The organism is Duganella flavida, assembly GCF_009857445.1.
GTDB classification, from domain to species: domain Bacteria; phylum Pseudomonadota; class Gammaproteobacteria; order Burkholderiales; family Burkholderiaceae_D; genus Rugamonas; species Rugamonas flavida.
Genome location: NZ_WWCN01000008.1, coordinates 102,998 through 120,700 on the forward strand (window position 1 = coordinate 102,998; position 17,703 = coordinate 120,700).

Below are 17,703 nucleotides of genomic sequence, written 5' to 3' on the forward strand. Positions count from 1 at the left end.
TGGTCCTGTGCGCCCTGTTGTTGATTGGTGACTTGGGTTGGTCGCTGCGCGAGCGCTCGGTGCAGGAGTTATTTAAAGTGCATCTGATGCGCTTTAGCCAGGACGCCACGCTGCTGAATATTTTAATCGGCGCCATGCCGGCCTTGATTGCGTTGACGCTTGGCCCGCTGATCGGCGCATGGAGCGACCGCGCGCGCTCACGCTACGGACGCCGCATCCCTTTCATTTTTGGCACCGCCGTGGTGTCGACTCTCGGCATGCTGGGCATGGCCTTCAGCAGCAGCCTTGCCGGACTGGCGATCAGCTGGACGGTGTTCGAGATGGCCACCATCGTCGGCAATCCTTTATTTATCGCGCTGATTAACGACACCGTGCCGCGCCCGATACTGGGGCGTTTCTTTGGCGCGTTCCGCATCGTCAGCCTGGCTACTGGCGCTGGCTTTTTCGCGCTGTTCTTCCGCAATGAGCTGGTGACGGTATTCCAGCCGCTGCTCGTCGCCATCACCGCCGTTTATCTGGGCTGCATGCTGCTGGTGTGCTGGCGCGTGCGCGAGCCTGTGCATGCGCTGCCGTTGGAGCGTGGCGGCTGGTGTCCAGTGCAGCCGGGCGATGCGCAGTGGGGGCGTTTGTTTGCCGCCGTCTCGATGGGCGCGGTGGCGGTCCTGCCGATCAATATCAATGCCTTGAATGCGTGCGCGCAGTTCGGCGCCGATGCCGGTGACTTTGGTTCGGCGATTGCGTTGACGTATGTGATTTCGATTTTGCTGGCGTGGCCATTGGGTTGGCTGGCCGACCGCTATCATCCGCTGCGCGTCGGTGCGGCGGTGCTGTCAGCATATGCGGTGTGCATGCTGGTGGCGTGGCGTGTGGTGGATGAACGTACAGGTTTTCTGGCGGCGCTGATCGTGCACGGCGTGCTCTCTGGCTGCTTCCTGACCGGCACTGTGTCTCTGCTGCCTGCCTTGCTGCCGCGCGAACGGTTCTCTCAACTGGCGGCGGTATCGGCTTCGTTGACGGCGCTGCTGGTGGTGGTGTCGACGGTGGGACTGGGCGCGCTGCTCGATGCGACAGGGCGCGATTTCCGTTTGCTGTATCTGGCCGGCGCGTTGACGGCAGGCTGCGGCGTAGTGCTTTGGCGCAGCCTGCAGAAGCGTTATTTGTAGGCGAAGTGGCGGTTGATCTCTTCCAGCGTTTTGCCGCGCGTTTCAGGCAGCAGGAAGGTCGCGGCGAGGAAGTAGACGACGGTGCAGCCAGCCCAGAAGAAGAACATCGGCGCGTAGCCGTGCAGGCTGACGACTGGCAGGAACACCGCCGCCAGCACGGTCGAGACGAACTGGTTGACCAGCAGTGCGATGCTCATACCGTTGGAGCGGATGCGGGTTGGCATCAGCTCCGACAAGGCGAGCCACACGCACACGCCGGGACCAACCGCGAAGCTGGCAATGAAGCCCAGCAGGCAAGCCAGCACCAGCCAACCATGCACCGCCTGCGGACGCGTACCGATATGGGCGCGCTCGATTTGCAGCGGCGCTTGCAGTGCGGCGTGCATGTCCGGGAAGGGATTCAGGTGCATGCTGCGGAAGGCGGCCCCGATCACGCTATCGCCTTCCACGCTGTCCGGTGGTGCGATGTGCAGCATGTCGCCGGGGCGCAGGCTGCGTACCTGCGTCAGCGGGCCATAGCTGTAGGCGATGTCGAGCTGGTAGTCGTCGCTGCCCGCAAGGGTGCGTAGCGTTGGCGCATCCAGCATCAGCGCGTTGTCGCTGATGCGCTGCGACAGCGCGCCGCCCACATCGGACTGGCCGGATTCCGCGCCACGGAACAGCAGTGCGGCAGCGAACAATGACACGATGATGCCGCCGGAGCCCAGCATCAACAGGAACTTGCGGCCCTTACGGTCCACCAGCACCACAGCCACCACCGTCATCAAGGCGTTGACCAGCTTGAGCGCGAAGTCGCCGACGTTACCCATGCTGCCCGATAGTCCGCCCTGATCGAGTATGGTGACGGCGTAAGCCAGCACCGAGTTGATGCCGGTAGCTTGGTTGCAGGCCAGGATCAGACACGCGAGCAGGAAGGGCAGCACATAGCGCCGCTGTAGCAGGCGGCTGCCTTCGCTGGCGGCACGTTCTTCTTGCTTGCCCTGGATGCTGGTCAGTTCTGCGTCCGCTTCGACGGCGTAGCGGGTGCGGCGCAAGGCGAGTAGCGCATCTTCTGAACGGCCGCGTGCCAGCAGCCAGCGTGGCGATTCGGCCAGCCACAATACGCCTGCGGTGAACAGCAGGCCCGGTGCGAGGCTGAGCCAGAAGATGCGGCGCCACGCTGCGTCCTGCACCGCTTGCAGTGCGGCTGGTGCTTCATGCGCGGCTTGCTCCACTTGATGCGCCACCAGCAAGCCGATAGCGGCTGCGAGTACGAGGCCGATGGTCAGCAACAGCTGGAAGATCGCTGTGCCGCGTCCGCGCACAGCGGCGGGCAGGCTCTCGGCCAAATACAGGGGTACTACCACGCCGATCAAGCCACCGCTGACGCCTTGCAGCAAGCGGCCCAGCAGCAGCGGCATGTAACCGTCTGCCAGAGCGATGATGGGGATGCTAACGCTGAACAACAGGCCGGAAACGAACATCACTTTTTTGCGGCCCCACGCCTCGGCCAGCGCACCTGCTGTCAGCGAAGACAGCACGGACCCCAGCAACACCGCCGCCACGACGAAGCCCAACTGCTGCGATGACAGCTTCCACAGCTGCACCGCACTGGCCTCCAGATATGGCAGGGCGCCGGCGATGATGCCGACGTCGATCCCGTACAGCAGGCCACCGAGGCCTGCCACCAGCAGCAGGTAGCGGGTTTGGATTTCAGGCGAGGACAGATTCATCTTGGGGCGTTCCTTGAGCAAGGTTGATGGTGTGGCCGCCGACGATCACAAGGCGCAGTTGCAGTTCCGGATCGAGGACGACGATGTCGGCGCGCTGGCCGATGGTGAGAAGGCCGCGGTCTTGCAGGCCCAGATATTCAGCCGGATAACGCGACACGCGCGCCGATGCGTCTTCCAGCGATAGACCGAGGGAGACCAGGTTGCGCAAGGCTTGGTCCATCGTCAGCGCACTGCCGGCCAGTGAATCGCCGAGCACTAATCGCACGCAGCCCATGCACTTCATCACTCGCTGGCTGCCCAGCATGTACTCGCCGTCCGGCATGCCGGTAGCGGCGGTGGCGTCGGTGACGGCATACAAGCGTGGAATGGCGCGCATTGCGGCGCGCAGTGCGCCGGGTTGCACGTGCTGGAGATCCGGAATCACTTCAGCAAACTCGCCGTGCGCGAAAGCCGCGCCAACGATGCCGGGCGCGCGGTGGCTGAAGCCGGACATGCCGTTGAACAGGTGCGTAAAACCGGCCAGTCCTGCTTCCAGCGCGGCTACACCGTCTTCGTATGTGCCTGCGCTGTGGCCTGCCTGCACGCGGATGCCCATCGCGGACAGCTGCGCGATCAGTTGCAGGTGGCCGGGAATTTCCGGCGCCAGCGTCAGCGCCTTGATCGGTGCGATGGCGTTCCAGCGCCGTACTTGTTCCAGCGTGCCGGTGCTGACCAGCGGCGGTTGCGCGCCCAGTCGTTTGCAGTTGAGGAAAGGCCCTTCAAGATGGACGCCCAGTATCTGTGCGCTCGCTGGTTCCGGTGTGGCGATGGCTCGGCCCAAGCCATGCAGCGCGTATTCGATGTCTTCCGGTGGCGCGGTCATGGTGGTACCCAGCATGGTGGTGGTGCCATGACGAGCGTGCAGGCGCGCCACGCGTTGTGCCGCATCGCCGCCTTCCATGATGTCTGTGCCACCTGCGCCATGCACGTGCAGGTCGATGAAGCCGGGTAGGATCAGATTATCCGACGGTGCGGCCGGATCTGCCTCGACGTTTGTGATGCCGGCTGCGTAATGGAGATGGCCTTGTATCCAGCCGTCCGGTGTCAGTATGCGTCCGCTGATTTTCATGTCATGCCTCTTCTGCGATCAGGACTTGCACGCCTTGTTGTGACAACGCCGCGCGCATCGTGGGCGGCAGGCTGGCGTCGCTCACGACGATGTCGATTTGGTTCATGTCGCAAATGCGATGCAGGCAGATGCGGCCGAACTTTGAGCTGTCCGCCAAAAGAATCACCTGCCGCGCCTGCGCTGCCATGCGGGCGTTGAGGCGCGCTTCCGCCTCGTCATGCGTGGACAGGCCGAATTCAGGATCGCAGCCGTCGGCGCCGAGAAACAACTTGTCGAACACATAGCCGTCCAATCCCGCTTCGGCCTGTGGGCCTTGCAGCGACTGGGACGCTTTGCGCAGCGTGCCGCCGGAGAGCAGCAGGTCGATGCCTTCCACGGATCCCAATTCGTTGGCGATGGGCAGGCTGTTGGTGAATACGCTGAGTGGCGAGTCTTTGCGAGCGAGCCGGCGCGCCAATTGCAGCGTGGTGCTGCCGGCATCGAGTATCAGCTTGTCGCCAGGCTGCACCAGCTTCATGGCGCAGGCGGCGATGCTGTGTTTGCGCTCGCGGTGCTGGCTGCGTTTTTCTTCCAGCGGCAGTTCCGGTGGCGCGCGCCGCGCGGAGCTGGCGCCGCCGTGCTGGCGCTGCACCAGGCCTGCTTGCGCCAACACCCGTAAATCTCCGCGGATGGTGACAGTGGAAACGCCGAAGCGCTGCGCCAAGCGGTTGACGCGCACCTTGTCTTGCGCTTCCAGTGCTTGCAGGATTTGCTCGCGGCGGCCGTCGCTGTTTAGCACAAGGCCTCCGCCGCATTCGCGTGGCAGGCGCGCACGTAGCGGGCCAGCACCAGTCCTACCTTGTGGCGCGCGAGATCGGCGGCGCGCGCGGGCAGACTGCCATCGAGGACGGCTTCCACTTGCTCCGGCAAGTATTGGCTGATCAGCGGCAGCGGAAGATCAAGGCCATCGAGGTTGTGGTGCAGGCGTTCCAGCGCTTGCGTGACGGCCGGCTCGCCCCAGTAGTAGCGGCTACGGTCGGACAGTGCGTATTTGCGCAGCATGCGCAGGTGGTCCGGTGAGCCGCTGTAGTGTTTTTGCCAGTGGCGCGGCTGCTCGAGCATGCAGCGCTCCAGCACTGCGGCCAGGTGCGAACGCTGTTCGACCGGCACCAGCGCATCTTCAATTGCTGCCAGTGCGAAGCTGGCTTCACGCAGCGCGTTGGTGGCGGCCGGGCCGACCTTGAGGATGGCGAAACGGTCGCGCACCAGCGCGTGCAGGGCGCGTTCGCTTTGGTAGTCTGTGGAGTGGGCCTCGTACACTAGTCCCGGATGTTCGGCGATAAAGGCCGACAGCGGCGCAGCTTCGGCAGGCGCGTAGTGATGGACGGTGCTGTGATCGAAATCCACGCCGGGTTGTACCACCAGTGCCACAACGCGCTGCCACGCGCCGTGCAGGCCACATTCGGCGAAGGCGATGGCGTGCGCGGCCAGCGTTGTTTCGGCGGCGTCTGGGCGCGTGACTTGCAGGCCGCCGGCCAGCGATGCCTCGCCGCCGGGGATGGGCACTTCGGTGCCGATGATGTACACCGGCGGTGGCAGATCGGCGGCGAGGGCGGCTTGCTCGGCTACTTGCGCAAGGTCGGCGGAGCGCGCGGCGACGATAGCGTCCGGCAGCGGCGTGGCATCACCGGCGCAGGCCATGCTGCAATCGAGATGGATTTTGTGGAAGCCGGCGCGCACGTAGGCGGCGATCAGGTCACGGGCATTGGCCATCGCCTGCTCCGGCGGCAGGTGCTGCCAGGTGTTGGGGCCGAGATGGTCGCCACCCAGTATCAGGCGTTCTTGCGGCAAGCCGGCCTTGCGCGCCAACGCGCGCACGTAGGCGATGTAGTCGGCGGGCGTCATGCCGGTGTAGCCGCCGAATTGGTCAACCTGGTTGGACGTCGCTTCCACCAGCAGCGGCACGCCATGCGCCAGTGCGACTTCCATGGCGGCTTGCAGCACTTGCGGGTTGGCGCAGCAGACGCTGGGCAGGCCGACCGCGTTACCGGCGTGATGTTGGCGGATCAGGTTTTGAATCGGGGACATCATGGCTCCTGTGTGATGTTGGCCTGCCGCGCCAGCAGCGCTGCGCCGCGTGCGCCGCCGGCGTCGCCGAATGCGGGCGGCAGGATGGGCGGTACGCCGAGGCCGGGGATCAAGTGTGGGCGGATGGCAGCGGCCAGTCCGGTGTACAAATGCGGTAGCTGCGAGAGGCCGCCGCCCAGCACGATCACGTGCGGATCGTAGGCGAGGACGATGCGGGCGAGGGCGGCGCCGAGCAGATCGAGGTGGACATCGAACACGCGCGCGGCCTCGCTGTTGGCCTGCGTGTCGCCGGCGTTGTAGCGGGCGGCCAGTTGCTCGGCGCTGACGCCGTCGCCGCCAAACAGGTGTGCGTATAGCCGCCGCAAGCCGGTGCCGGAGACGTAGCTTTCAAGGCAGGCCTGGCGCCCGCAAGGGCAGGGTAGTAGTGGTAGTTCATAGCGCTGCAGCAGATGCGGATCGAGCGGCCAGTGCCCCCATTCACCGGCTGCGCCGTGCAGGCCGCGTACCAGGCGCTGGTTGATCACGTAGCCAGCGCCTGCGCCGGTGCCGAGTATCAGTCCGAACATGCTGGCCGCGCCGTCAGCCGCGCCGCCGTGAGCTTCGGATAGCGCGAAGCACTGGCAGTCGTTGCCTAGCGCGATGGTGCGCACGAGTTGCGCGCGCAGCACCGGCAGCAGTTCGCGCCCGGTCAGGCAAGGGATGTTGGCGCACAAGTGCGTGCGGCTTGCCGCGTCGATGATGCCAGGAACGCCGATGCCGACCGGCGGCGACGCGCCGCCAACGCCCAATGCTTCATCGGCGCCGCGAACGAGACTCGCCAGCGCGCGCACCAGTGCATCGTAATCCTGCGCCGGTGTGGCGACGCGCTGGCGGTAGCGCACTTGCAGGCTGGCGTCGCAGGCCACCAGTTCTATCTTGGTACCGCCAAGGTCGATGCCGTAAAAATGTTCAGGCATAGTCATGAATAATCACGCCTTGCACCACGCGGTTGACCGTACCGTCCGGGAATGGATTATCCGGCGTCAGGCCCAGTCGCAGCGACTGGTGCAGTGCCAGCACTTGTGCAAACACCACGTGGCACACGGCCAGCCAGGCGTCGCTGATATCGTCCGCTGCACCAAGCGCTTTGCCGTCGAGAGCCAGCACCGCACCGGCCACGCTGTCGCGCCGCAATTCATTGAGCAGGTCTTCATCGTAGCGGCGTGCGTGCGCGTCCTGGCTGTGGAACAGCACTACCAGGCTATCTTGATTCAGTACCGACTTGGGACCGTGACGGAAGCCCAGCGGCGTATTCGCCAGCGCCAGTGTGCGGCCGCCGGACAGCTCCAGCACCTTCAGCGCCGCCTCGCGCGCCAGCGCTTCCAGTGGACCGCCGCCGAGGTAGATGATGCGCTGGAAGTCGCGCTGGCCCAGCGCGTGCCAATCAGCGGCCTGCGTCGACAGCCACCGCTCGGCCAAAGTGGCCAGCTGGTTCAAACGCTGCGCCACTTGTGGCAATGGATCGGGGCTCAGCATCGACAGCGTTGCCAGCACCATGGTGGTGAAGCTGCTGGTCATGGCGAAGCCCTGGTCGCAGCAGGCTGCTGGCAGCACCACGTTGATGGTGTCCTGCTGGTCGGCGCCATCGCGCGCCAGTTTGCCGTCCGCATTGCAAGTGATGTTGAGGAAGCGCGCGCTCGGCGACTGCGCCCGCACCAGCTCCACGGCAGCCTGGCTTTCCGGGCTGTTGCCACTACGTGCGAACGATACCAGAAGCAGTGGACGCTGAGCCGCCAGATATAAGGCTGCATGGCTCAACAAGGTCGTGGTGGCCAGCGCGCGGACTTGCGCCGGCCAGGCCGCGTCCAAATGGTCGGCAATCAGCTCACCGGCGTAGGCGGAAGTGCCGGCGCCGGTCAGCAGCACCAGTGTGCGCGGGTCGTTGAGCAAAGCGTGCAGGGAGCTGCGGGCGTTGGACGGCAGGGCGTCAAGGCAGGCCGGCAGCTGGCGCCAGACGGCGGGCTGCTGGGCGATTTCACGGGCGGTATGGGCGCCGCCATGTTCGGCCCACAGCGCGGCGGGCAGGTGATGAAGCTGAGTCATGGTATCTCCACCGAGAAGTTTCAATCGAAAACAATGGTAACGTTAACCTATCGATTTGACCAGCGCCTTCTTCGATTTTTCGTGGGAGATGGAGAAACGAAAGCTGCGTGGTGTTACGCCGTCGCGCTCCACAGCTTGCCGCTACCGCTATCCAGCAAGGTGAGGTAGACCCGCAGGTCGAACTCGTACTGGTGGTAGTTGGGCTCCATGTAGGTGCACAGCTTGTAGAACGCCTTATCGTGCTGCTTTTCCTTGACGTGCGCTAGCTCGTGCACCGCAATCATGCGCAGGAATTCCAGCGGCACTTCCTTGAACATGGTCGCCACCCGGATCTCATGCTTGGCCTTGAGCTTGCCGCCCTGTACGCGCGAGATGGCCGTGTGCAGCCCCAGCGCGTGATTGATCACGTGAATCTTGCTGTCGTATTCCACTTTGTTGATCGGCTCGGCGTTGCGCAGGTATTCCGTCTTCAGCTCTTGCACGTACTGGTACAGCGCGCGGTCGGTGCGCAGTTCGTGCGGTTTGCTGTAGCGCTTGAGCAGCACGTCGCCCAGCTTGTCTTGCGCAAGCAGTTGCGAAACTTGTTGCTGCAGCTGGTCGGAGTAGGCGCTGAGGTACTTCAGGTGGGACATGGCGATGGCAAAAATGAGCAAGCCGGGACTCTACCACAATGGGAGGGGGCGGAAATTTTTACGGCGCTATATAATCGAGTATATTGCGGTTTTACTATTCGAGGAGTGGCTATGTTGAAAGCAAGTGTGGCGATTGTGCTGTTGGCGTTCGGTGGTGCGGCTTCGGCGGCGGAAGTGACGGTGTCGGCGGCGGCCAGCCTGACCAACGCCTTCAAGGAAATCGGCGCCGCCTTCGAGAAGGAGCACGCGGGCGACAAGGTGCTGTTCAACTTTGCCGCTTCCGATCCGCTGGTGCAGCAGATCGCCAAGGGCGCGCCGGTCGACGTGTTCGCCTCGGCTGACCAGGATGCGATGGACAAGGCCGACGGCCTCAAACTGCTGGCGCCGGGCACTCGCAAAAACTTCGCCAGTAACAGCCTGGTGCTGATTGCGCCGCAGGGCGGCAAGGTGCCGGTCAAGGTAGTCGCTGATGTGGCTCAGGCCGCAGTGACGCGCATCACCATCGGCAATCCGGCCAGCGTGCCGGTGGGCCGCTACACCAAGGCTGCGCTGGAGCATGCCAAGCTGTGGGCGGTAGTCGAGCCTAAACTGATCCTCGGCACCTCGGTGCGCCAATGCCTCGATTACGTCGCGCGCGGTGAAGTCGACGCCGGTTTCGTGTATGCGACCGATGCGGCCATCGTCAAGGACAAGGTCACGGTAGTGGCCACGGTACCGACCGAAACGCCGGTCACTTACCCGATTGCCGTGATCGCCGCGGGTCCGCAAGCCACGCTGGGCCGCCAGTTTGCCGACTACGTGCAGTCGCCGGCCGGCCAGGCCGTGCTGGCCAAGTACGGTTTCGGCCGTCCATAAGGTGGAGTCGTTCGAGCCGGCCTGGGTGGCGTTGCGCTTGTCGCTGAAGGTAGCTTGCTGGGCCACCTTGATTGCCTTGATCTTCGGCGTCGCCTTCGGCTATCTGCTGGCGCGCAAGCGCTTCATCGGCCGCGAGCTGCTGGACGCGCTGCTGACCTTGCCGATGGTGATGCCGCCCACCGTGCTGGGTTACTACCTGCTGGTGATCATCGGCCGCAATGGAGTGGTCGGCGCGTGGCTACAGCAGCACTTCGGCATCAATTTGATTTTTACCTGGCAGGCGGCGGTGATCGCAGCGGCGGTGGTGGCGTTTCCGCTGGTGTTGAAGGGCGCGCGCGCTGCGTTTGAAAGCATCGATACGCAGCTGGAGCAGGCGGCGCGCGTGCTGGGCCTGTCGTCGTTCGGCGTGTTCCTGCGCGTGACCTTGCCGCTGGCGTGGCGTGGTGTGCTGGGCGGCACCTTGCTGGCGTTCGCCCGTTCGATGGGTGAATTCGGCGCCACGCTGATGGTGGCCGGCAGCATTCCCGGCAAGACGCAGACGCTGTCCATCGCCGTCTACGAAGCCGTGCAGGCAGGGCAGGACGACCACGCCAACCTGCTGGTGATCATCACCTCGCTGGTGTGCATTGCCGTGCTGATGACGGCCAACAAGCTTACGCCCAACCGCAATCCGCTGGCCTGATCATGCAAATTTCCCTCGATATCAGCAAGACTCTGCGTTCCGGCGAACGGGAATTCCAGCTCAAAGCGCACTTCGCTTCGACCAGCCAGCGCGTGGTGGTGTACGGCCCGTCCGGCGCCGGCAAGAGCCAGATGATGAAAGCGTTGGCAGGCCTAATGACGCCCGACCGCGGCCGCATCGAGCTGGCCGGGCGCTGCCTGTTTGACGCGGAGGCCGGCATCAACGTAGCGACGCGCGAGCGCAATGTCGCTTATCTGTTCCAGGATTACGCGCTGTTCCCACATTTGAATGTGCGGCAGAATATCGGCTTTGGCCTGCAGCGTGGCTGGCGCAACCCGCGTGCGAGCGTGGATGGCGAGGCGATCCGCTACTGGCTGCAAGCGTTTGAACTGGAGCACGTGGCACATCAGTTCCCGCACCAACTGTCGGGCGGCCAGCGGCAGCGTGTGGCTTTGGCGCGCGCGCTGGCGCCGCAACCGTCGGCGCTGCTGCTGGATGAGCCGTTTGCTGCGCTCGATCCTGGCCTGCGCGAGCGCATGCGTGCCGAGCTGGACGCGCTACAGCGCCGCCTGGAAATACCCATGCTCATCATCACGCACGATCCGGAAGATGTGCGTGTCTTCGGCGACCATGTGCTGCGCATGGAGCAGGGCCGTATCGTGGAGGAGAAACCAGCATGACGATGGAATTGCAAGGCAATGTGTGGCTGACCATCGACGGCCAGAAGCTGGGCGGCCAGGACCGCGTGGCGCTGCTGGCCGCTGTGGCGGCGGAAGGCTCGATCACGGCTGCAGCCAAGGCGGTCGGCATGAGCTACAAAGGCGCATGGGATGCGATCGAGGCGATGAACAACCTGGCCGGCGAACCGCTGGTCGAACGCGCAGCGGGCGGCAAGGGCGGCGGCGGTACGCGGCTGACGCAACGAGGCGCCCAACTGGTGGAAAATTTCCGTAAAATCGACGAGGAGCACCAGCGTTTTATCGCGCACCTGAGCGCGCAATCACACACGCTGGCCGACGATTTTTTACTGATTCAAAGGATGAAGATGAAAACCAGTGCGCGTAACCAGTTCAGCGGCAAGGTAGTGGCGGTCAAGCATGGCGCGGTCAATGATGAAGTGCTGCTGGAGATTGTCGGTGGCCAGCGCATCGTTGCCACCATCACGCGTGACAGCAGCGACAGTCTCGGACTGGAAGCCGGCGTGGAAGCGTTCGCACTGATCAAAGCGTCGTCGGTCATCGTTGCCACCGAGCTGGGTGACGTCAAACTGTCGGCGCGCAATCGTCTCAATGGCAAAGTAAGCCGCGTGCTGCCGGGCGCGGTGAATACCGAAGTGAGCATCGAACTGCAGGGCGGCGGCGTGATCGCCGCCATCGTTACGCGCGACAGTGCCGAAGCGCTGGGCCTTGAAGTGGGCGCCGAAGCCAGCGCCATCTTCAAAGCCTCCAGCGTGATCATCGGCACGCCGGCATAAAATCTCGCTACTGTTTGTTGCCTCCCTTGGCCGATTGTTCGCTGCGCACGCCGTTCTTTTCGGCGGCAGCGCGGGCGGCGGACTGGCGGCTCTCGCCACCTTTGCGGCCGATAGCAGCCATGTGCTCGCGGTCGCGGCTGACCGCTTCACCGCCTTTCTGCCCGGCGCGCCGGGCTTCTTCCGAATCGAACTCGTGCGCCGTGCCTTTTTGATGCGCCGCTTGCCCGCCTTTGCTGGCGATGGCGCGCTGGGTGGCCTCGTCCATGGCGGCAAAGCCGCGCTTGGCCGTGCCCTTGGGTTTGTCGCTTGCTGAATTATTTGCCATATCAACCTCCGTCGAAAGTGAAAGAAAGCAGCAGGCTGGCCCGCTACTCTGTGTGGTTAGAGCGGCAACCTTGACGGAAGTTCCAGTTAATGCGGCAACTGGCTGCCGGGCTGGAATCGGGCCAGTTATTCAGCGACGCGGGCAGAAGGTTCCCGAGTATTTTTACGGCGTGGCCACCTGCAGTACCAGCTTGCCGAAGTTTTTCCCTTCAAACAGCATGTTCAGCGCTTGCGGGAAGTTCTCGATGCCTTGCACGATGTCTTCCTTGCTCTTTACCTTGCCTTCCTTCATCCAGCCGGCCAGCGCGGCCACGCCCACGTGGTAGCGGTCGGCGTAGTCGAACACCACAATGCCTTCCATGCGTGCGCGGTTGACCAGCAGCGACAGGTAGTTCGACGGGCCTTTCACCGGCGTGGTGTTGTTGTACTGCGAGATGGCGCCGCAAATCACGATGCGTGCTTTCAGGTTGATGCGGGTGAGGATGGTGTCGAGGATCTCGCCGCCGACGTTGTCGAAGTAAACGTCCACGCCTTGCGGACAATGCTGCTTGAGACCGTCCTTGACCGAATCATTCTTGTAGTCGATGCAGGCGTCGAAGCCCAGTTGGTTGACCACGAAATCGCACTTGTCCTTGCCGCCGGCGATGCCGACCACGCGGCAGCCAAGCTGCTTGGCGACCTGGCCCACGGTCTGGCCGACCGCACCAGCCGCGCCGGACACCACTACGGTCTCGCCGGCTTTAGGCTGACCCGATTCGAGCAGGCCGAAGTAGGCGGTCATGCCGGGCATGCCCAGCGTGTTGAGATAGGTGGTCAGCGGCGCCAGTGTCGGATTGACTTTGAAGAACGCGCCGCTCTTGTCGTCGGCCGCGCCGGTCCAAAAGCGCTGCACGCCGGTGCCGCCGGAGACGTGGTCGCCGACCGCGAATTTAGGCGATTTGGATTCCACCACCACGCCGACACCGCCAGCGCGCATCACCTCGCCGATAGCCACTGGGCGGATGTAGGACTTCGCATCATTCATCCAGCCGCGCATGGCCGGATCGAGCGACAGGTACAGCGTCTTGATGCGGATTTCGCCATCGGCCAGCGGGCGCAGCGGCTCTTCGGCCTGTTGCCAGTCGCTGTCCTTGACCATGCCCACTGGACGCGCGGCCAGGCGGAATTGCAGATTTGTCTCCATCGATATTCTCCTTGTATAGGGTGGGATGACTATATCTTAAATTGCACGATCGTGCTATTTTTGTCGTCCAAGGCTAAGCGTGCGACAATAGGTGTCTTTTTGTCCAACCTTCAACGGTTTTAACGGTTTTATGAGCAATCCCGAATACATTTTGACACTCTCTTGCCTGGACCAGCGCGGAATCGTGCATCGCGTTTCGGGATTTCTGGCGGACCATGGCTGCAACATCATCGACTCGGCGCAGTTTGGCGATAGCGAATCGAAGCTGTTCTTCATGCGCGTGCACTTTGCCCGCGAAGACCGCGACGTCAGCGATGAACTGCTGCGCGCCGACTTCGGCCTGCTGGCCGCTGACATGGGGCTGAACTGGGAGCTGCGCGACGCCCACTACAAGCCGCGCGTGATGCTGATGGTGTCGAAGATCGGCCACTGCCTGAACGACCTGCTGTTCCGCTATAAGAGCGGCCTGCTGCCGGTGGAGATTCCAGCCATCGTGTCGAATCACATGGACTTCTACCAGCTGGCGGCCAGCTACAATATCCCGTTCCACCACCTGCCGCTGGCGACCGGTGCGCCGGTTGAAGACAAGCTGGCGCAGGAAGCTAAAATCATCGAGCTGATGAACACCCACAAGGTCGACCTGGTAGTGCTGGCGCGCTACATGCAGATCTTGTCGCCGGGCCTGTGCGAAGCGTTGAAAGGGAAGGCGATCAATATTCACCACTCGTTCTTGCCAAGTTTTAAAGGCGCCAAGCCGTACGCGCAGGCGCATCACCGCGGCGTCAAACTGATCGGCGCGACCGCGCACTTTGTCACTGGCGATCTGGACGAAGGTCCGATCATCGAACAGGACGTCGAGCGTGTCGATCACTCGATGGATGCCGACACCCTGTCCGCCATTGGCCGCGACGTTGAGTGCGTGGTGCTGGCGCGTGCAGTGAAATGGTTTGTTGAACACCGCATTTTGCAAAACGGCGCGAAAACCGTCGTATTTAAGTAAGAGATTTTTTAGATGGCCCTCAAAGCAACAATTTATAAAGCAGAACTGTCGATTGCGGACATGGACCGCAATTACTACGAAACCCACCAGCTGACCCTGGCGCGCCACCCGTCCGAAACCGACGAGCGCATGATGGTGCGCCTGGTGGCGTTCGCCATTCACGCCAACGACGCGCTGACCTTTACCAAAGGCCTGTTCGACGTTGAAGAGCCGGACCTGTGGCACAAGGATTTGACCGGCGCGATCGAGCTGTCGATTGAAGTCGGCCAGCCGGACGAGAAAGTGATCCTGAAGGCTTGCGGCCGTTCGGAGCACGTCTATGTGTACAGCTATGCGGCCACCAGCCACATCTGGTGGAAAGCCTTGGCCAACAAAGTTGAGCGCTGCAAGAACCTGACCGTGGTCGATCTGAATGCGGACGCTACCGAGCAACTGGGCAAGATGGCCCAGCGCACCATGCAGCTGCAATGCACGATTCAAGATGGTCAGATCTGGCTCACCGACGGCACCACCACCGTCGAAATCGAACGGGAAGTATTAAAGTCCGAGCGTTAATTTTTTGAGGGAGGCTGCGATGAAGAAGTGCTTCACTTTGCTGGCGCTGGTGTGCGCTACCGCCGCACAGGCGCACGTCACGCTGGATACGGCAAGCGCAACTGCAGGCACTTATCAGAAGCTGGCCTTCCGCGTTGGCCACGGTTGTGACGGCAAGGCCACCACCGGCCTCACCGTCACGCTGCCGGAAGGCGCATCGCACGCCAAGCCTATGCCGAAAGCGGGCTGGAACATCGCCATCACTGACAGCGGCGCGCTGCATGAAATCAGCTGGAAGGGTGGCGCGCTGCCCGATGCCTATTTCGATGAATTCGTTATGCAGGTCAAGCTCAGTGGCGAGCCGGGCAAGCTGTACTTCCGCATTGTGCAGGAGTGCGGCAAGGTCAGCGTGGCGTGGGATGAAATCGCCGGAGAAAAAATGAAAGCGCCCGCGCCGGTGCTGGACGTCTTACCTGCACCGGCCGGCGTGCCGCAGCACGTGCACTGATTATTTTACGACCGCGCCGCCTTTCATCACCCACTGGACGCTCTCCAGCGTCTTCACATCTTTCAGCGGCTCGCCATCCACGGCGATGAGGTCGGCGAACTTGCCGGCCTCGATGCTGCCTACCTTATCGCTCCAGCCCAGCAGATCGGCCGCATTGACGGTGGCGGTGCGGATCGCTTGCGCCGGCGTCATGCCCAATTTCACCAGCACGGCGAATTCGTGCGCGTTCAGGCCGTGCGGATAGACAGCGGCATCGGTGCCGAAAGCGATCGGTACGCCGGCCTTGATGGCCTTGGCGATATTGGCGCGGGCGATCGGCATCACCACCTTGGCTTTCTCCAGTAGCGGCTTGGGCAGCTTGATGGCTTCGGCATTTTCCAGCAGCCAGTCGCCGATGTAGAGCGTTGGCACCAGGTAGGTCTTATGCTCCTTCATCAGCTTGATGCCTTCGTCGTCGATGTAGGAACCATGCTCGATCGAGTCGATACCGGCCAGCACTGACAGTTTGATGCCATCGCCGCCGTGCGCGTGGGCGGCGGTCTTGCGGCCGAGGCGGTGGGCGTCGCTGATGATGGCTTTCAATTCTTCCAGCGTGTATTGCGAGGTGCGCGGATCATCACCGAAGGACAGCACGCCGCCGGTGGCGCAGATCTTGATGACGTCGGCGCCGTACTTGATGTTGCGGCGGGTGACCTTCAGCGCTTCATCGACGCCGTCCGCGACGCCTAGTGCAGTGAGCTTGTATTCGGGGGCGTGCATGGTGTCGTCGCAGTGGCCGCCGGTGATGCCCAGTGGCGGGCCGGAGGCGAGGATACGCGGGCCCGGTACGTCGCCGTCGTTGATGGCGTCGCGCAGGCCGATGTCGGTGTAAGCATCAGCGCCAACGTCGCGGATGGTGGTGAAGCCGGCGCGCAGCGTGACCAGCGCGTTCTTGGCGCCCATCAGCGTGATGCGTGGGACCGATTTGGCGATGATGCTGTAGCCGGCGTCTTCCGGCGCGCCGGTGATGTGGGTGTGCGAGTCGATCAGGCCGGGCAGCAGGGTCTTGTTGCCGAGGTCGATGACTTGCGCGCCGGCCGGGATGGCGAGCTGGCTGCCGGCAGCGGTGATGCGTTCGCCGCTGATCAGCACCACGGCGTTGTCGACCAGGGTGCCGTTGCGGACGTCGACCATGTGGGCGGCCTTGACGGCTATGGTGGCGGGCTCTGCGGCGTAAGCGGCGGCGCAGGCCAGCATCAGGATAGACGAGGTAATCGCTTTCAAGTATTTCTCCCTAAAGTAGTTGTCTTGTTGAGGAGAGCCAAACCCAGCTCGCCGCCTAGCGTACTCGGCAATGATGGCGGCGGCTAGAATATTTTTTCATGAACGCCAGTCGCGACAACATCTACAAGCAATTATTCTCCCACCCGGAAATCGTGCGCGATCTGGTGGCGGGCGCGCTGCCGGGCGCTTGGGCGCAAGCGTTGGAGGTAGAGGCCTTTGAGCGCGTCAACGCCAGCTACGCGAGCGATCAGGGCAAGGCGCGGCATGAGGATGTAGTGTGGCGGGCGCGCATTGGCGGCGAGTGGGTGTACGTGTACATCCTCCTAGAGTTCCAGTCGCGGCCGGATAAGTGGATGGCGTTGCGGATGCAGGTCTATATTGGCTTGCTGTATCAGGACCTGATCGCACAGCACAAGCTGAGCAAGCACGGCAAGCTGCCGCCGGTGCTACCGATCGTCTTCTACCACGGGCGCCGCCCTTGGCACGCGGCCGCTGAGCTGGCCGAATTGATGCTGTTGCCGCCCGATGGGCTGGAGCAGTTTCAAGCACAGCAGCGCTACCTGCTGATCGACCAGTACCACGATGCTGCCCGTGGCGATATCGTTAGCCTGTTGTTCCGCGTATTGCGCTCCGATACCGCTGCGGAAATGCGTGCTGCTGCCATCGCCTTTGCCGAGCGCATGCAGCATCCTGATCTGGAACCAGCGAGGACCAGCCTCTCTAATTGGCTGCAGCTGACCTTGATAGACGGCTTAGGCGACGCTAACCTGAATCTCGAGGAGGATCTTGCCATGCCATCAAAGCCAAAATACACGTTTGAAGAAGTATTTAATGACGAGTTCTTTGCCCGCCTTATGACCGGCCCGGATGAGGCTCGAAAGCAAGGCATTGAACAAGGAATGCAGCAAGGAATGCAGCAAGGAATGCAGCAAGGAATGCAGCAAGGGGAATTGCTGGCGCTGCGCAATGTGTTGGGTGATTTGCTCGCCGGTGATGTGCCTGAAGAGGTTGGGCGAAGGATCGCGGATGCTGACAGCGGCCAGCTCCGCGCATGGATCAATTCCATAGCCGCAGGCGCCAGCCCTCGACAACTGTTTGCCGAGGGCTGACTAAAGC

At 62.9% G+C, this 17,703-nt stretch carries 19 protein-coding genes; 9 read left to right on the plus strand and 10 right to left on the minus strand.

Annotated elements, in window-relative coordinates; all coding sequences use genetic code 11:
* The first annotated feature begins 17 nt into the window (after nucleotides 1–17).
* On the plus strand, nucleotides 18–1,163 hold the full coding sequence (locus tag GTP46_RS14195; RefSeq protein ID WP_161007294.1) for an MFS transporter: 1,146 nt from the start codon (nucleotides 18–20) through the stop codon (nucleotides 1,161–1,163).
* On the opposite strand, the gene GTP46_RS14200 is transcribed toward GTP46_RS14195, so the two are convergent.
* The 7 genes from GTP46_RS14200 to GTP46_RS14230 form a co-directional block, all read right to left on the minus strand.
* On the minus strand, nucleotides 1,154–2,875 hold the full coding sequence (locus tag GTP46_RS14200; RefSeq protein ID WP_161007295.1) for an MFS transporter: 1,722 nt from the start codon (nucleotides 2,873–2,875) through the stop codon (nucleotides 1,154–1,156). The two genes, GTP46_RS14195 and GTP46_RS14200, sit on opposite strands and share 10 nt — an antisense overlap.
* A complete protein-coding gene (gene nagA, locus GTP46_RS14205; RefSeq protein ID WP_161007296.1) occupies nucleotides 2,856–3,983 on the minus strand; it encodes an N-acetylglucosamine-6-phosphate deacetylase in 1,128 nt (375 codons plus the stop codon). The genes GTP46_RS14200 and nagA overlap by 20 nt, the downstream gene beginning before the upstream one ends.
* Nucleotide 3,984: 1 nt before the next feature.
* Nucleotides 3,985–4,761 carry a transcriptional repressor AgaR gene (gene agaR / locus GTP46_RS14210; protein WP_161007297.1) on the minus strand — a complete coding sequence of 259 codons (777 nt, stop codon included), beginning with the start codon at nucleotides 4,759–4,761 and terminating at the stop codon, nucleotides 3,985–3,987.
* A complete protein-coding gene (locus GTP46_RS14215; protein WP_202414270.1) occupies nucleotides 4,755–6,053 on the minus strand; it encodes a D-tagatose-bisphosphate aldolase, class II, non-catalytic subunit in 1,299 nt (432 codons plus the stop codon). Before GTP46_RS14215 ends, agaR begins: the two co-directional genes overlap by 7 nt.
* Nucleotides 6,050–7,012: an ROK family protein gene (locus tag GTP46_RS14220; protein WP_161007298.1), complete on the minus strand. Its 963-nt coding sequence runs from the start codon at nucleotides 7,010–7,012 to the stop codon at nucleotides 6,050–6,052. The genes GTP46_RS14215 and GTP46_RS14220 overlap by 4 nt, the downstream gene beginning before the upstream one ends.
* On the minus strand, nucleotides 6,999–8,132 hold the full coding sequence (locus GTP46_RS14225) for an SIS domain-containing protein (protein ID WP_161007299.1): 1,134 nt from the start codon (nucleotides 8,130–8,132) through the stop codon (nucleotides 6,999–7,001). The genes GTP46_RS14220 and GTP46_RS14225 overlap by 14 nt, the downstream gene beginning before the upstream one ends.
* A 113-nt stretch (nucleotides 8,133–8,245) precedes the next feature.
* Nucleotides 8,246–8,764: a YgjP-like metallopeptidase domain-containing protein gene (locus tag GTP46_RS14230; RefSeq protein WP_161007437.1), complete on the minus strand. Its 519-nt coding sequence runs from the start codon at nucleotides 8,762–8,764 to the stop codon at nucleotides 8,246–8,248.
* Between the two features lie 111 nt (nucleotides 8,765–8,875).
* Between GTP46_RS14230 and modA the strand changes: the two genes are divergently transcribed.
* Genes modA through GTP46_RS14250 form a run of 4 tightly spaced genes read left to right on the plus strand, consistent with a single transcriptional unit; the run spans nucleotide 8,876 to nucleotide 11,775 of the window.
* On the plus strand, nucleotides 8,876–9,619 hold the full coding sequence (gene modA, locus GTP46_RS14235; RefSeq protein ID WP_161007300.1) for a molybdate ABC transporter substrate-binding protein: 744 nt from the start codon (nucleotides 8,876–8,878) through the stop codon (nucleotides 9,617–9,619).
* Nucleotide 9,620: 1 nt separating this feature from the next.
* Nucleotides 9,621–10,301 (plus strand): molybdate ABC transporter permease subunit, encoded by a 681-nt coding sequence (modB, locus tag GTP46_RS14240; RefSeq protein ID WP_161007301.1) that lies wholly within the window; start codon nucleotides 9,621–9,623, stop codon nucleotides 10,299–10,301.
* Nucleotides 10,302–10,303: 2 nt separating this feature from the next.
* Complete coding sequence (locus GTP46_RS14245) at nucleotides 10,304–10,981, plus strand: ABC transporter ATP-binding protein (RefSeq protein WP_161007302.1); 678 nt, start codon at nucleotides 10,304–10,306, stop codon at nucleotides 10,979–10,981.
* 2 nt (nucleotides 10,982–10,983) lie between these two features.
* Complete coding sequence (locus GTP46_RS14250; protein ID WP_161007438.1) at nucleotides 10,984–11,775, plus strand: TOBE domain-containing protein; 792 nt, start codon at nucleotides 10,984–10,986, stop codon at nucleotides 11,773–11,775.
* Nucleotides 11,776–11,782: 7 nt separating this feature from the next.
* Here GTP46_RS14250 and GTP46_RS14255 read toward each other — a convergent pair whose 3' ends face one another.
* Nucleotides 11,783–12,100 (minus strand): KGG domain-containing protein, encoded by a 318-nt coding sequence (locus GTP46_RS14255; RefSeq protein ID WP_161007303.1) that lies wholly within the window; start codon nucleotides 12,098–12,100, stop codon nucleotides 11,783–11,785.
* A 162-nt stretch (nucleotides 12,101–12,262) separates the two neighbouring features.
* Nucleotides 12,263–13,282 (minus strand): NADP-dependent oxidoreductase, encoded by a 1,020-nt coding sequence (locus tag GTP46_RS14260; RefSeq protein ID WP_161007304.1) that lies wholly within the window; start codon nucleotides 13,280–13,282, stop codon nucleotides 12,263–12,265.
* 130 nt (nucleotides 13,283–13,412) lie between these two features.
* Between GTP46_RS14260 and purU the strand changes: the two genes are divergently transcribed.
* Genes purU through GTP46_RS14275 form a run of 3 tightly spaced genes read left to right on the plus strand, consistent with a single transcriptional unit; the run spans nucleotide 13,413 to nucleotide 15,324 of the window.
* Nucleotides 13,413–14,282 (plus strand): formyltetrahydrofolate deformylase, encoded by an 870-nt coding sequence (gene purU / locus GTP46_RS14265; protein ID WP_161007305.1) that lies wholly within the window; start codon nucleotides 13,413–13,415, stop codon nucleotides 14,280–14,282.
* Nucleotides 14,283–14,294: 12 nt separating this feature from the next.
* Complete coding sequence (locus tag GTP46_RS14270; RefSeq protein WP_161007306.1) at nucleotides 14,295–14,837, plus strand: YaeQ family protein; 543 nt, start codon at nucleotides 14,295–14,297, stop codon at nucleotides 14,835–14,837.
* 19 nt (nucleotides 14,838–14,856) lie between these two features.
* Entirely contained in the window at nucleotides 14,857–15,324 is a 468-nt protein-coding gene (locus tag GTP46_RS14275; protein WP_161007307.1) for a YcnI family copper-binding membrane protein, read from the plus strand.
* On the opposite strand, the gene GTP46_RS14280 is transcribed toward GTP46_RS14275, so the two are convergent.
* The gene (locus tag GTP46_RS14280) at nucleotides 15,325–16,587 is read right to left on the minus strand and encodes a Xaa-Pro dipeptidase (RefSeq protein ID WP_229258941.1); all 1,263 of its coding nucleotides are present in this window, start codon (nucleotides 16,585–16,587) and stop codon (nucleotides 15,325–15,327) included.
* A 98-nt stretch (nucleotides 16,588–16,685) separates the two neighbouring features.
* Here GTP46_RS14280 and GTP46_RS14285 point away from each other — a divergent pair, with 98 nt between their 5' ends.
* The gene (locus tag GTP46_RS14285) at nucleotides 16,686–17,696 is read left to right on the plus strand and encodes an Rpn family recombination-promoting nuclease/putative transposase (protein WP_161007308.1); all 1,011 of its coding nucleotides are present in this window, start codon (nucleotides 16,686–16,688) and stop codon (nucleotides 17,694–17,696) included.
* The last annotated feature ends 7 nt before the right edge of the window (nucleotides 17,697–17,703 follow it).

Bases quoted from the DNA above. Each gene is read 5' to 3' on its own strand.
- nagA (WP_161007296.1), bottom strand. From the start codon at position 3,983: ATGAAAATCAGCGGACGCATACTGACACCGGACGGCTGGATACAAGGC.
- GTP46_RS14215 (WP_202414270.1), bottom strand. From the start codon at position 6,053: ATGATGTCCCCGATTCAAAACCTGATCCGCCAACATCACGCCGGTAAC.
- GTP46_RS14245 (WP_161007302.1), top strand. From the start codon at position 10,304: ATGCAAATTTCCCTCGATATCAGCAAGACTCTGCGTTCCGGCGAACGG.
- modA (WP_161007300.1), top strand. From the start codon at position 8,876: ATGTTGAAAGCAAGTGTGGCGATTGTGCTGTTGGCGTTCGGTGGTGCG.
- GTP46_RS14260 (WP_161007304.1), bottom strand. From the start codon at position 13,282: ATGGAGACAAATCTGCAATTCCGCCTGGCCGCGCGTCCAGTGGGCATG.
- GTP46_RS14200 (WP_161007295.1), bottom strand. From the start codon at position 2,875: ATGAATCTGTCCTCGCCTGAAATCCAAACCCGCTACCTGCTGCTGGTG.
- GTP46_RS14220 (WP_161007298.1), bottom strand. From the start codon at position 7,012: ATGACTATGCCTGAACATTTTTACGGCATCGACCTTGGCGGTACCAAG.
- GTP46_RS14225 (WP_161007299.1), bottom strand. From the start codon at position 8,132: ATGACTCAGCTTCATCACCTGCCCGCCGCGCTGTGGGCCGAACATGGC.
- GTP46_RS14230 (WP_161007437.1), bottom strand. From the start codon at position 8,764: ATGTCCCACCTGAAGTACCTCAGCGCCTACTCCGACCAGCTGCAGCAA.
- purU (WP_161007305.1), top strand. From the start codon at position 13,413: ATGAGCAATCCCGAATACATTTTGACACTCTCTTGCCTGGACCAGCGC.
- GTP46_RS14270 (WP_161007306.1), top strand. From the start codon at position 14,295: ATGGCCCTCAAAGCAACAATTTATAAAGCAGAACTGTCGATTGCGGAC.
- GTP46_RS14285 (WP_161007308.1), top strand. From the start codon at position 16,686: ATGAACGCCAGTCGCGACAACATCTACAAGCAATTATTCTCCCACCCG.
- GTP46_RS14250 (WP_161007438.1), top strand. From the start codon at position 10,984: ATGGAATTGCAAGGCAATGTGTGGCTGACCATCGACGGCCAGAAGCTG.
- GTP46_RS14275 (WP_161007307.1), top strand. From the start codon at position 14,857: ATGAAGAAGTGCTTCACTTTGCTGGCGCTGGTGTGCGCTACCGCCGCA.
- GTP46_RS14255 (WP_161007303.1), bottom strand. From the start codon at position 12,100: ATGGCAAATAATTCAGCAAGCGACAAACCCAAGGGCACGGCCAAGCGC.